The sequence below is a fragment of the Sedimentibacter sp. genome, from assembly GCF_032080165.1.
GTDB lineage: Bacteria > Bacillota > Clostridia > Tissierellales > Sedimentibacteraceae > Sedimentibacter.
In genome coordinates this window covers 343,903-356,961 of record NZ_DAMASY010000001.1, presented here as the reverse complement: position 1 = coordinate 356,961, position 13,059 = coordinate 343,903, and the positions used below count along the sequence as shown (strand labels likewise).

Here is a 13,059-nt window from a genome sequence, read left to right as displayed (position 1 = left end):
ATCAAAAAAAATAAAGTTGCTTTATTGCTTTAACTAAAAATATTATATATAATATTATTACATTAAATAAAAGTGCGTAAAATATAATGCGAAAATACATAACAGGCAGGTCGTATGAGAAAACTAAATGATATACAAAAACAAAAGCATATTGCATTGATAGCCCATGATGGCAAAAAAGTTCAACTTATCAAATGGATAAACGAAAATAAAGAAATACTGTCAAGGCATTTCCTGTGCGGTACAGGCACTACAGCAAGAATGATTAATGAAGAAACATCTCTGCCTATCAAAGCATTTGAAAGCGGTCCCTTGGGTGGAGATCAGCAAATTGGAGCTTCTATAGTAGAAGGCAAGATTGATTTCATGATCTTCTTCTGGGATCCTTTATCATCACAGCCCCACGATCCTGACGTAAAAGCACTGTTAAGAATTGCCGTACTTTACGACATCCCGGTAGCCACCAATGTATCAACTGCAGATTTTCTGCTAAATTCCAGCCACATGGATACAGAGTATATTAGAGAAAAGGACGAAAATGGTTCTGTTTAACAAACAATAGAACCGTCTTTTTTTTCGGTGCTTCTGAACCAAACTCCTCCATCAAATCTACTTACTTACTAAAAATGTTCCCCGTTTTCATAGTATTTGCTATGTTCAAGAGAATGGAATATTACATCAACACTTTTATATCCGATTGAGTTAATGTGTTTAGTAATTATCTTTGCTGCTTTATCCTGGATATCCTGTCCTCTGTCAAACCATAAAACATCTACCATCTGAGAACCTCCAACAAATTTTCCATCCATGATAAATTTTGATTGCACTAATTCAATACTGAAATAATCTCTTGGGCACTGAATCAGCTCCTGCAGCTCATCAATTAGCTGCTTGCTTATTGTTAAAGCTTTTTTTCCATCTATTGCTTTTAATCTTAATGCAGGCATACTGACCTCTTATTCTCTTTGTTTTTTATTTTATTCTATCATATAAAATATAAATTTCAATTTTATTTTATTTAATAAATTCTCTTGTCTGAAATTACTCCTCTTACTCCACCTCTTAGATCTTCATAATATCGTTTATTAACTAACTCCTTTAGCCTAATTGCTAACTTTATCATCTGTCCTTTTAATAAGATTTTCCTTTAATGCATCTGTATAATATTTTTTTAATATGTTTCTTAATTTGATAACTGTTTATAATAAAATAATTATAACATAATATTACAAAATATGCCATGAAAACATTTTCTTATTTAATCTTTTTAACAAAGTTATATCATAGTTTCCTATAAGTTTTACAATTGTTTAAATTGAATACTTCAGGGTATAATTTATCATAATAATTTTACAGATATGAGAAAGGAAAATATAATGAAAAAATTTTTTATAATGCTTTTGATATCAACAATAGTTTTAACCGGCTGTAATAATTCCAATAATATAGATAATAATGTCGAATACAAAAAAATCAGCGCAGAAGAAGCAAAAGCCATAATTGACAGTGAGGATGTAATTATACTGGATGTTAGAACCCAAGAAGAATATAATAGCGGACATATAGAAAATGCAGTATTGTTACCTGTAACTGAAATTGCTAATAGGGCAGAGGAAGTTCTTGTAGACAAGAATGCTAAAATTCTGATATATTGCAGAAGCGGAAACAGAAGCGCCACTGCAGCAAAGGATTTAATTAAATTAGGATATACGAATGTATATGACTTTGGCGGAATTAATGATTGGCCGTATGAGATTGTAAAATAATATTTAAAGGGCTATTGGAAATTCTCCAATAGCCTGCCACCATATTATAAATTAATTCTCTTTTCAATTTCTGACGTAGGTAATCTAACTTCACTACCATTAAATTGTTTTAAATCCTTCATATATTTTATATATTCATTCTTAGAAATAATATTTTCTCTAAGTAATTCATCAAATACCCATAAATAACCACGTACCTGAACACCATCCTCTTAACTTAACTTCATATTATGTCATAACAAAAGGTTACTCTAGATCTTGAACATTCATTTTTTCAAGTTCGCTTTTTCTTTTTATATTTTCCCTACAAGCAAAGTAAATAGCTAATAAAATTATGGTAGGAATATTTGATACTAAAAATACTGGTGTGGTCATAGCAAGCATTTTACCAATGCTTGGTTTTTCTATACTATCTTCAACTTGTACTTCTTCAATTAACACACCGCTATCGGTTTCTGTTCTAATAGTAGTACTTAATGTTGTGTACATAGGTATTGACAGCACAGATATCAATGAAAATATAAAACAAATCAAAGGGATAACTAAACCAAGCCATTTATTTCTTTTCTTTGATAAAAAGATTTGTAACAAGACGATACCTACTAAAAATAGCAAAAATACTATAGTTATGATAGAACTATTTTTCATTTAATGCCACCCCTTCTTGCTTTTTTATATTCACTAATCAAAATCTTTGCAGTATCAAAATCAACCTTTTCGTTTACTGCAAGTCGCTTAATAAAGGCAATATATGGTTCACTTGCAGTATCTTCACTAATTTGAATTTTTTGGATTAGCTTATCAAGTCTAAGTCGTACAGTAGGATATGTAACACCATATTGTTTTGCAATCTCTTTTAAAGAACCAGATGCCATTATAAATTTTTTCATAAATGAAATATCTTCATCATCAAGATTAATCATCCATTCGGGAACTACTTCTATTGACATATTAAAACCCCCTTTACTAAAGTTAATTATATTCTTTAATATTATTAAAGTCAATATTAAACAATATTTTAAATAAAAAAGTACCTTTGCTATTTTTCCACCAGCACCCTCTAAATGGAATATATAATACATCTATTAATATAAAGATTTTTGCAATAAATCATATTCATCATTTAAATGAATAGTATATCAATAGGTCACTTAATTATGGAGGTGTTTTATGGGTTACTATATAAATGTTGAACCGACTGTTCAAGTGTATGTTGAAGATCTTAATCCCAAGGGCAATAAGACAATTGTATTTTTGCACGGTTGGCCCGGAAGTCACAATTTATTTGAATACCAGTTTGATGTTCTGCCTATGAGAGGTTACAGATGTATCGGAATAGATCAAAGAGGATTTGGAAAATCTGACAAGCCATGGCATGGGTATGATTACAATCGTCTGGCTGATGATGTGAGATGCGTTGTTGAGACTCTGAAGCTGCAGAACTTTGTGTTGGCAGGTCACTCCACCGGTGGTGCTATTGCTCTAAGATATATGTCAAGGTATAATGGATATGGAGTGTCAAAGCTTGCTTTATTTGCAGCAGCTGCTCCAAGTTTAGTCAAACTCTCTAATTTCCCTTATGGAGTTGATAAAAGTGTTGTTTTGGATATAATTAAAGGCACTTACAATGACCGCCCAAAAATGCTGAGAGATTTTGGAGAAATATTTTTCTTTCAGCATACTTCTGAACCATTCTCAAATTGGTTCTTTCAATTAGGTTTACAAGCAGCCGGTTGGTCAACTGCTGCTATTGCAAATACATGGTTGCAGGAGCAATTATTTCATGATATAGAATCAATAAAGGTTCCTACTTTAATCATTCATGGAATTCATGATAAGGTTGTTCCATTTGAATTAGGCGAAGTACAACACTATGAGATTAAAAATTCTATATTATTACCATTTGAGTTTAGCGGTCATGGTGCTTTTTATGATGAGAAAGAAAAGTTTAATGAAGAATTGATGAAGTTTGCAGAAAATTAAACCTCTGAAATCATAATGATTTCAGAGGTTTTTGTTTGTAAAAATGAGATCCTTCGCTGCGGCGGATGACAAAGTCAGATGAGGTAATAAATCTAAATGATTCCTTCATAATCTACATTTTTTTCGTATTTTCTGAAGCCTTTGTCGATAACTAATCTTATTTTTCCTGTTTCATAAAGATAATCTATATGGCATTGCAGCATTCTTCTAATTAAGTCATATTTGTATATATTGTTTAAATTAACATCGAATTTTATAGAAGCCTGCTTAACTATTTCTCCCATTGTCATTCTACCGTCAATTAATTCATAGGTTTTTTCTGCCCTATGGATGTAAAAGGCAATGTTATCAGCTATAAGATTTGTTATGTCATCATATATTCCTTTATGTGCAACAATGTACATATCACAGCCATAGCTTAATAATTTATCCTTGCTTTTTAAATCTTTCAACAGTACAAAATCAAAGGGTATTTTTGCTGTTTCAATTATTTCATATGTTATTAAAGCATCTGCCACATAGCCAACATTATCAGGAGTCGTAATACAAATATGTGAAGGACTGTGACCGGGGGTATGCATTATTTTAAATTCTACTCCGCAAAAATTTATCTCATTTTGCTTATCTGTTATATAAACATCTGTTTCAAACAGCATATATCCGTATTTGTCTTTTATTTCCGTAAGAGTGTTGTCATTATAGTATGCCTTAAGATTAATGGCTGAGCTGCAAATTTGTGCTTCATACATTGGTGCAGCAATCGGACAGTCGTATTTATCCTTGAAATACTGGTTGCTCGCCACATGGTCAGGATGACCATGACTGTTAATGATGCCTTTTATATTATATTGATTTTCTTCTATAACTGATTCTATTATTTCTCTTTCATGTATGTGTCCTGTATCTAACAGGATGATATCTTTTTCATTTAATTTATAAAACGGTATATAAGAATTGCACGCATCAATGCAATATGTGTTGCCCATTACTTGTATTGTGTTCATCTTTCATCTCCAAATCATTTATTCCTGCTTGATATTATTATAATACATCTAATTTGTCAATGAATTATTGCTTAACACTCTTATCAAATCACTGAATACTCCATAAGCTGTTTGCTCTATTTCCGGCTCATGTTCTACTATAGATACAGTTCCCATCAGGTCTGTTGTTATGCTGACTATGGACGTTGTTCCGGTTATGCTTGCAAGCAGGGAATTTTTATCTACTTCTTCCGGTCTCACTCTTGCAATAACTTTGCCATTTTCCATACCGCCATAGCCAATAAGCTTAATCACATTGCCTCTATCTTCTGCTTCTTTGATTTGTTCATAGGTTATATCTTCTATACCTTTTCTGTCAACGTCATAAGGGGTGATGTTTGCTCCCATGAGGACATTTAAAAGTGCTGCTGTTTTCGCTGCTGCATCCCACCCCTCTATATCCATAGATGGGTCCTCTTCTACAAAGCCCCTTTTTTTTCCTTCGTTTATAACTTCATCGTATGATTTTCCCTTTGCAATTTCTTCTAAAACAAAATTTGTGGTTGAATTTAATATTCCTTTTACTTCTGTTACCTTACAGAATTTCAATGTTTCATCCACAAGGTTGAATACCGGTGTTCCATCCATTACTGTTGTTTCATAGTAAAATAGCACTTCATTTTCAGCTGCTAAATCACGCAAGGATTCAAATGCCCAAGCAATAGGTCCTTTGTTTGCGCTGACTGCATGCTTCTTTCTTGTTAGTGCTGCTTTTATATGATCTATTGCAGGTTGTCCTGAAAATATTTGAAGCGGAGTTAATTCAAAAAGAATATCATAATCGATATTTTCAGCAATTTCCATTGAACTGATTTCTTTATAATCACTCTTGCTTTCATCAAAATGATTCAATTTTTCCAAGTCATTTAATGCACTTATTAAGTCTATTCTATTTTCATTGACTAAACACCCTTTTGACCTGGTTGAAATAGCTACTACATCAACATTCAAGTTGAATTTATTAAATATTTCTTCCTGTTTTTCTGTCAACAGCTTAGCAAATGCTTTTCCTGCATTTCCAAATCCTAATATTGCAATTTTAATATTTTTAGTAATCATAATACACCCTAATCCCTTCTGCTGAATCTTGAAACTATTCTTAGAACATATATGAAAATGTTAATAAAATCAAGGAATAAGTTTAATGCTATAGCCGGTACGTCTGCTTCTGTAAACGGTCTGTTCTTTATGATTGAAATGTCATACAGCACATAACCGCTGAATATCAATATACCAAACCATGCTATTGCAAGATGATATATATCTGATCTTATGAAAAATCCTATCAAGCTTATTAATATTAAAGCAATTATTCCTGCAAACAATGTGCCGCCAAGGAATGTGAAATCTCTTTTGGATTGTGATGAATATAATGCCAAGCCGCCAAATATAGCTGTAGTTATACCCAATGATACTAAGACTAAGAATGACCCCATAACTGACCAATAATACATAAGTGTCGGATATAAGCTTATTCCCATCAAAAATGCTACCGAAAAACAATTTAATCTTGAAAGCGGTTTAAATTCTCTTCTTTTGGTTATTGCAGCTATCAGCAAAACTATAAATGACCCAATTCCTGCTATGAATGCAAATTGAGGCGGTACAAACATTAATCCGAATATCATACCGATAGTGCATATTAAAAGCAAACCAAAAAATTCTACTAATACTTTATTTATTAAATTATTAGTAGAATTTTCATTGTAATAATATCTATCCATAATTCCTCCTCCTAAATGGGGACATTCCTCCTATCCCACAAAGACTAACTCTGTGAAAAAGAGGTATGTCACCCTTCCTATAAATCTTTCAACTCATTCTCATTATATTATATATTTCTTAAAAAATTATAAATGTTTTACAAAATTCGTTTAAAATTTTATTAAATTGGTATAAAATTAATAAATATAATAAATTTAGGAAGGGTGGATGTTATGGCTTTTTTAAATAATTTAGGTAAGAAACTCAGTGATGCAGCCGGTACCGCAACCGAAAAGGCAAAGGATTTTGCTGAAACTACTAAACTTAATTCAGCGATATCTTCTGAAGAAAAACAAATTAATCAATACTATATTGAAATCGGTAAATTAATATTTGAACAAGAAAGAAATAACCCTGACAGCCCTGTAGCAGATTTGATTGGTAAAATAATTGATTCATTGCAAAATATTGATGACCTGAAAAGAAAAATAGAAGAAATTAAACTTGATAATAACTAAATTAAGATGTCCCCGCCTCTTAGGCGGCGGGGACATCTTAACTTTTTCAGTGGAGGTATAATACTTGCCTATTTTTATTTATGTTAAAAATAGTTACAAATGTAACTAAAAAAGAATAATTTGGTATATTATAATGTCACTGAGGTGAAAAAAATGATTTTAAATATGGAAAATGCAATTAAAAGATTTGGTAAAAACTTAGCGTTAGATTACCTATCTTTAAAAGTAAACGAAGGAGAGGTTGTTGGCCTTCTTGGTCCTAACGGTGCAGGAAAAACAACCTGTATAAAGGCAATAATCGGTTTGCTTCCTATTGATGAAGGTGATATATCTGTTTTTAATATGAAACAGGATGGAAAAAATAAAGAAATAAAAAGCAAAATAGGTTTTGTAACTCAAGAAATAACAATATATGAAGACATGACGGCCAAAGAAAATCTTGCGTTCTTCGGAAGCTTATACGGCTTACAAAAGGAGGAATTAAAAGATAGAATTAATGAAGTGGCTGAGATCATTGGATTGGAAGAAAGATTGAATGACCGCCCAGGTAGCTTTTCCGGAGGTATGAAAAGAAGATTAAATATTGGATGTTCTATTTTACACCGACCAAAGTTACTGATTATGGATGAACCAACTGTAGGTATTGATCCTCAATCAAGGAACTATATATTAGAATTTGTTAAGAAAGCTGCTGCTGAAGGTATGAGTGTCATTTATACTTCTCACTACATTGAAGAGGTGGAAGCCATTGCCGACAGAGTTTATATAATGGACCAAGGACACGTAATTGCCTCCGGAACACTGCAGGAGCTCATAGGTCGCATAAAAGGAGATTCTCATATTTTAGTTGATGTTGCAATTTCAAGCGAAACTCAAAGAAAAGAATTATTGGAAATTCCTGATATAAAAGAAGTTATAATAAAGAATAATCAATATCATATTATTGTGCCGGGAGGAGTTTCTATTATAGATAAAATTGTGACAGTACTTGCTCCTCTGAAAATTATTAATGTAAACTCTAAGCAGCCAAATCTTGAGGATGTTTTCTTAACATTAACAGGGAAACAATTAAGAGATGGGGTGGAATAATGTTTAAATTTCATTTATTACGTTCCGGCAGAGATTTGATTGGACATCTTATCCTCATATTTTTGCCTATTTTATTAATAGCTCTTTTTGCCTATATTAATAAAACTCAATTTGGATATTTGGGAGCTGACCTAAGCCATATAACAACTGTACTGACCATTGGCTTCGCGTTAACATTTCAAATATATGGCTCTGCCATAAGTTTCGAAACCTTAGGACAGGATTTTTTAACGCCGATGCATGACAGATTATTGGCAGCACCGGTTAACCCCCGTAAAATTGTTTTGTCTGTAATGTTTACAGGCATTATAGTAAGTTTTTTACAAACATTGTTAATTATCCTTTTTTCAATAATTGTCCTCGATGCGAAATTTAACAACTTAGTCCTTATTTTAATAGTAATGTTAATTTCAGTTATTTTTAATCAGCTGCTTGGCTCAGTAATTTTGTTTTTAACTAAAAAAGTAAATACCGCAACTGCTATAACGTCCTTATATGGTGTTGTTGCACCTATATTGACAGGGTTATACTTTCCACTTCCGGATAACAGAATTTTAAATCTTTTTAAAGACTATCTTACACCAATGTCTTTAGCTAATACGGCAATATATGGTATTATTAATGAAGACATTAAAAATATAATTATAGGGGTTACCTCACTGTTAGTATTAATAGTGATTCTATATATTTCAATAAAACCTCTAAGTAAGAAGGTGATTTTATGATTATATTTAAGCATGCCTTACAGAGAAATATTTCTCAGCCCATTAATTTATTATTAATATTGATTTTACCAATAGCTTTAATATTCATACCACCTATTGGAGACGGTTATCCAAACGGTTTATACTTGTATGGAATGCTTAGTCTGTTTACCGGCTTCCTTTTATGTAAGCCGATAGTTGAGGAGCGCATAAATAAAATAATACTTCGTATTTCAGCATCTCCGATTGATTATATTAATTATTTGTTCTCGCATTTGTTAGCTTATGCGCTTATACTTGCAGTACAAGACATTATATTTATAATAGGATTTGCTCTTTATTGGAATGATATTGCTATTAACTATGCTTTGGTTTTTTCTCTGCATTTTGCATTTAATATAATGGCTGTTGCATTTTGCTTCTTCTGGAACTCACTTTTTAAGTCATATAATCTTGCATTTGGTATTTTTTCAGGAGTTGGCTCAGTCTTGTGTTTAATAAGCGGAATATCAATGCCATTACGTGTTATACCGGAGACGATTCAAAATATTACAATATTTCTGCCCACTTACTGGCTTCCTTATGGACTTGATTCACTGTACGAGGGTAATATTAAAATTGTAATAATATCACTTTTTGTGTTATCATTATACTCAATAATATTCTTACTGATTGGCAGTATAAGGAGATACTAAATGTTAGCAAAGAAACCATCGAACGTTAATCCACAGGAATTATATTTGATAATTATGATAATGCAGTTTTTTATATTGCTAAACATAATAATACCTGTAAGCGGTCCAATGGTTTTTTTGCTTTTCATCTTTACAGTCTTTAGTATGATTTTAAGATGGAGATTCGACTTAAATCCGAAGTACATGCTAATCGATGAAGGTATAATCATATTAATTTCTATATTATATCCTTCTGCACATTTATTCTTATTTATCTTTGCGTATTATTTTGCTTATAAAAATAAATTTATATATATGATTCCCATAATTATAACAGGGTTTGTATTTAACTATCAAACTTTATATTTACTTTTGATGCAGGCAATAATATTTGGAACCATACTATATCTGTGGTCAAGGGATAATGCTTACAATATAAATCTGACTGATAATCTGCGCAGACGAATTTATGAGTTAGAACAAGTTCAATCACACTTGCTTTCTGACTATCAGGATACCGAAAGAATATCCCGGCTTACCGAAAGGCAACGAATAGCTGAAATACTGCATGACAGCTTAGGTCATGAGCTTACAGCTGCACATTTGTCTATCAAGGCATATAAAGCACTTATAGATAACAATAAACAGGAGCAAGCTCAAAATACACTGAAAAAGGTAGAGAAAAAAATAGAACATTCCCTAAAGCAACTAAAGGATTCTGTTAAATATATCGAACCTTATCAGGAACATGGTTTTAGTGACTTAACCTATTTAATTGAAAAATATACGTATCATATTGATTTTACACATAGCGGAGATATTTTAAAGTTAAAACCATATATATGGCAATTAATTTTAATATCTGTCAAAGAAGCTTTAACTAACATTACAAAGCATGCAACCCCAGAACATATAACCCTAAAGCTTGCTGTTACAGATTATATAGTTAAATTAGTAATTGAAAATGATGGTATAAAAGATAATAGTGATAAAATAAGCGGAAATGGGTTACGATATATGCGCAGCAGGTTAGAGGCGATAAACGGGAGCTTAAGTATTCAAAAACAAGACGGCTTTAAACTAATAATTATTATACCGATTGAAAATGGCAGGTGATATCATGAAATTGCTGATAGTAGATGATGATGAAATAATTATTGAATCCCTTGATATTATTTTATCTGTAGATGATGAATTTGAAATAACAGGTCATGCTCTTAACGGCAATGAAGCGGTAGATTTTTGCGAAAAAAATAATGTTGATGTTGTTCTGATGGATATTCAAATGCCTGTTATGGACGGTATCAGTGCCTGCAGAACCATCAAGAAAATTAATCCTGACATTAAAATTATAATGCTTACTACCTTTCATGATTATAAAAATATTCACCAGTCATTACAAGCCGGTGCTTCAGGGTATTTATTGAAATCTGATGATACGGAAAAGCAAAAAACAACTATTAAAGCAGTATATGCAGGTCTGCCGATTATAAGTGAAGATGCTTTAAAAAGCTTTTCTGAGTCCAAGAAATCAAAGCTGTTGACACCAAGAGAAAATGATATATTAGAACTCATAGCTAACGGACTGAACAACAAAGAAATAGCTAATCAGCTTTATATAGGAGAAGGTACTGTGAGAAACAATATTTCAATTATATTAGAAAAACTTGAGCTGCGTGACAGAACACAGCTTGCAATATACTATTGGCAAACAAAAACAAATTAATAACGGACGGAAATTCCGCACGTTATTATTGTAAATCATTTATAAGTAATATCTTCCCCGTTGCCTGACCTGATTCATAGTATTCATGTGCCTTGGCTATTTGTGAAAATTTAAATTCCTTTTTATCTTTTAAAATTCTAAGATTGCCGGCTTCTATCAGGTTTTTCATTTCATATAAAATATTGCCTATTTCGTATCTGTTTGCATTTGTTATAACAGGAAGTACCATAAATATTGCTTTAAGAGCTATTGATTTACTGTGCATTAAGCTTAAGTCAAGTGTTACTCTCGTATTTGTGGTCAAAACAAGACCACCTATCTTAACTGCATTAAAACTATTTAATAGATTATTGCCTCCGATTGTATCAAAAACAACATCAAAGCCGGATCCTCCGGTATATTTATTTACATATTGTTCAACATCTTCTGTTTTATAATTTATTATATAATCAGCCCCGAAGCTTTTAGCAATTTCTCCTTTTTCTTCGCCGGAAACAGTAGCATATACTTTTGCGTTCAATAATTTTGCCAATTGCACCGCAATATGTCCCACCCCTCCTGCGGCACCGTGTATAAGCACCTTATCATTTGTTTTTATATCAGAATTTTCAATAATTGCCCTCCAGGCAGTGATGCCTACCAATGGAAACATTGCTGCCTCATAAAAATCTAAATTGCTTGGCTTGATACATAATAAATCCTCATCCACCAGTATATATTCTGCTAATGCACCCCATTCATTTTTTACTCCACCAACGAAACCATAAACTTCATCCCCTATTTTAACCTTTTCCACACCTTCACTGACTCGCATTACAGATCCTGAAAAATCTGCATTAAGAACTGCAGGGAATGGAGGAATAATTGCAGGGGTTAACCCGGATCTTATTTTAGTTTCTAAAGGATTTAAACTGCTTGCAACCACTTTTACCAATACATATCCCGGTTTTAATTCAGGAAAATCTATATCCATCATTTCAAAAACTTCCGGACCACCTACTCTATTTATTACCATTGCCTTCAATTGCATCGCTCCCTTATTAATAGTATATATGAGTTATACCCAAAAATTTTATTTTAACTCATTTTACGTATTTGACAATGTATGTTATAATTATTTGAACTAAAATCAGTGAAAGACAAAATTATGATAGGATAAGTTTATGAATAATAAACAAAAAATAAAAATTATAAAAAATGGTCCTTACAGGGTTACAGGCAATGTTCCTTTAAGTGAAAAAATTATTGTTTTAAACGGGAATCAATACGAATACAAGGATGGAGAAGAATTAATTGGTACTGACAGCTACTTACTATGCAGATGCGGCCGCTCTAAAAAACATCCTTTTTGTGATGGAACTCACAGTAAAATTAAATTTGACGGAACGGAAACTGCTTCAAAAAAACCGTTTAAGGAGCGTGCGGAAGTATTTGAAGGACCTGAAATCACATTGCTGGATGACGGCAGATGCGCCTATGCCCGGTTTTGCCACAGAAACGACGGAGATGCATGGGATCTGACTGAAAATTCTCATGATGAGCATCTTAAAGAAGAAGCAGTCATTGCAGCTGTGGAATGCCCTGCAGGAAGATTGCTTGCAGTCACTAAGGACAATAAAGAAATTGAACCGGAGCTAAAACCTTCTATAGAAATACTTCAGGACGAAGAATTGAATATCAGCGGTCCTATTTACGTTAAGGGGTATATACCTATAGAGTCAGTTGACGGTGTTATATATGAAGTAAGAAACAGACAAACACTTTGCCGCTGCGGAAAATCTAAAATTAAACCATTTTGCGATTCCGCCCATGTTAAAATAAAGTTCAGAGACAAGTGTTAAGCAAAAATTGG

17 protein-coding genes are annotated in these 13,059 nt (G+C 32.3%); 10 read left to right on the top strand and 7 right to left on the bottom strand.

The window, feature by feature from the left end; translation table 11 throughout:
- Positions 1-114: 114 nt before the first annotated feature.
- Entirely contained in the window at positions 115-552 is a 438-nt protein-coding gene (locus tag RT412_RS01640; protein WP_313339688.1) for a methylglyoxal synthase, read from the top strand.
- Positions 553-620: 68 nt separating this feature from the next.
- Here the strand turns inward: RT412_RS01640 and RT412_RS01635 are convergent, their stop codons facing one another.
- Positions 621-947 carry a DUF1904 family protein gene (locus tag RT412_RS01635; RefSeq protein ID WP_313339687.1) on the bottom strand — a complete coding sequence of 109 codons (327 nt, stop codon included), beginning with the start codon at positions 945-947 and terminating at the stop codon, positions 621-623.
- A gap of 429 nt (positions 948-1,376) precedes the next feature.
- Between RT412_RS01635 and RT412_RS01630 the strand changes: the two genes are divergently transcribed.
- A complete protein-coding gene (locus tag RT412_RS01630; protein WP_313339684.1) occupies positions 1,377-1,766 on the top strand; it encodes a rhodanese-like domain-containing protein in 390 nt (129 codons plus the stop codon).
- Between the two features lie 246 nt (positions 1,767-2,012).
- Here RT412_RS01630 and RT412_RS01625 read toward each other — a convergent pair whose 3' ends face one another.
- Positions 2,013-2,414 carry a hypothetical protein gene (locus RT412_RS01625; RefSeq protein ID WP_313339682.1) on the bottom strand — a complete coding sequence of 134 codons (402 nt, stop codon included), beginning with the start codon at positions 2,412-2,414 and terminating at the stop codon, positions 2,013-2,015.
- Positions 2,411-2,716, bottom strand: coding sequence for a DUF2089 family protein (locus RT412_RS01620; RefSeq protein ID WP_313339680.1), 306 nt, complete (start codon positions 2,714-2,716; stop codon positions 2,411-2,413). Before RT412_RS01620 ends, RT412_RS01625 begins: the two co-directional genes overlap by 4 nt.
- A 220-nt stretch (positions 2,717-2,936) precedes the next feature.
- Here RT412_RS01620 and RT412_RS01615 point away from each other — a divergent pair, with 220 nt between their 5' ends.
- Positions 2,937-3,749 (top strand): alpha/beta hydrolase, encoded by an 813-nt coding sequence (locus tag RT412_RS01615; protein ID WP_313339677.1) that lies wholly within the window; start codon positions 2,937-2,939, stop codon positions 3,747-3,749.
- A 92-nt stretch (positions 3,750-3,841) separates the two neighbouring features.
- On the opposite strand, the gene RT412_RS01610 is transcribed toward RT412_RS01615, so the two are convergent.
- Genes RT412_RS01610 through RT412_RS01600 form a run of 3 tightly spaced genes read right to left on the bottom strand, consistent with a single transcriptional unit; the run spans position 3,842 to position 6,516 of the window.
- On the bottom strand, positions 3,842-4,753 hold the full coding sequence (locus RT412_RS01610; protein WP_313339674.1) for an MBL fold metallo-hydrolase: 912 nt from the start codon (positions 4,751-4,753) through the stop codon (positions 3,842-3,844).
- Between the two features lie 48 nt (positions 4,754-4,801).
- A complete protein-coding gene (locus RT412_RS01605; RefSeq protein WP_313339672.1) occupies positions 4,802-5,851 on the bottom strand; it encodes a homoserine dehydrogenase in 1,050 nt (349 codons plus the stop codon).
- Between the two features lie 8 nt (positions 5,852-5,859).
- Positions 5,860-6,516: a Bax inhibitor-1/YccA family protein gene (locus RT412_RS01600; protein ID WP_313339669.1), complete on the bottom strand. Its 657-nt coding sequence runs from the start codon at positions 6,514-6,516 to the stop codon at positions 5,860-5,862.
- Between the two features lie 213 nt (positions 6,517-6,729).
- Between RT412_RS01600 and RT412_RS01595 the strand changes: the two genes are divergently transcribed.
- The 6 genes from RT412_RS01595 (at position 6,730) to RT412_RS01570 (ending at position 11,207) form a co-directional block, all read left to right on the top strand.
- Positions 6,730-7,014: a hypothetical protein gene (locus tag RT412_RS01595; protein WP_313339666.1), complete on the top strand. Its 285-nt coding sequence runs from the start codon at positions 6,730-6,732 to the stop codon at positions 7,012-7,014.
- A gap of 153 nt (positions 7,015-7,167) precedes the next feature.
- Positions 7,168-8,103 carry an ABC transporter ATP-binding protein gene (locus tag RT412_RS01590; RefSeq protein WP_313339663.1) on the top strand — a complete coding sequence of 312 codons (936 nt, stop codon included), beginning with the start codon at positions 7,168-7,170 and terminating at the stop codon, positions 8,101-8,103.
- Complete coding sequence (locus tag RT412_RS01585; protein ID WP_313339660.1) at positions 8,103-8,828, top strand: ABC transporter permease; 726 nt, start codon at positions 8,103-8,105, stop codon at positions 8,826-8,828. The genes RT412_RS01590 and RT412_RS01585 overlap by 1 nt, the downstream gene beginning before the upstream one ends.
- On the top strand, positions 8,825-9,502 hold the full coding sequence (locus RT412_RS01580) for an ABC transporter permease (RefSeq protein ID WP_313339659.1): 678 nt from the start codon (positions 8,825-8,827) through the stop codon (positions 9,500-9,502). The genes RT412_RS01585 and RT412_RS01580 overlap by 4 nt, the downstream gene beginning before the upstream one ends.
- A complete protein-coding gene (locus tag RT412_RS01575) occupies positions 9,503-10,597 on the top strand; it encodes a histidine kinase (RefSeq protein ID WP_313339657.1) in 1,095 nt (364 codons plus the stop codon).
- 4 nt (positions 10,598-10,601) lie between these two features.
- Positions 10,602-11,207, top strand: a complete 606-nt coding sequence (locus RT412_RS01570; RefSeq protein WP_313339654.1) for a response regulator transcription factor — start codon at positions 10,602-10,604, stop codon at positions 11,205-11,207.
- 25 nt (positions 11,208-11,232) lie between these two features.
- On the opposite strand, the gene RT412_RS01565 is transcribed toward RT412_RS01570, so the two are convergent.
- The gene (locus RT412_RS01565; protein WP_313339983.1) at positions 11,233-12,222 is read right to left on the bottom strand and encodes a zinc-dependent alcohol dehydrogenase family protein; all 990 of its coding nucleotides are present in this window, start codon (positions 12,220-12,222) and stop codon (positions 11,233-11,235) included.
- A 148-nt stretch (positions 12,223-12,370) separates the two neighbouring features.
- Between RT412_RS01565 and RT412_RS01560 the strand changes: the two genes are divergently transcribed.
- Positions 12,371-13,048 (top strand): CDGSH iron-sulfur domain-containing protein, encoded by a 678-nt coding sequence (locus tag RT412_RS01560; protein WP_313339652.1) that lies wholly within the window; start codon positions 12,371-12,373, stop codon positions 13,046-13,048.
- Positions 13,049-13,059: the final 11 nt, after the last annotated feature.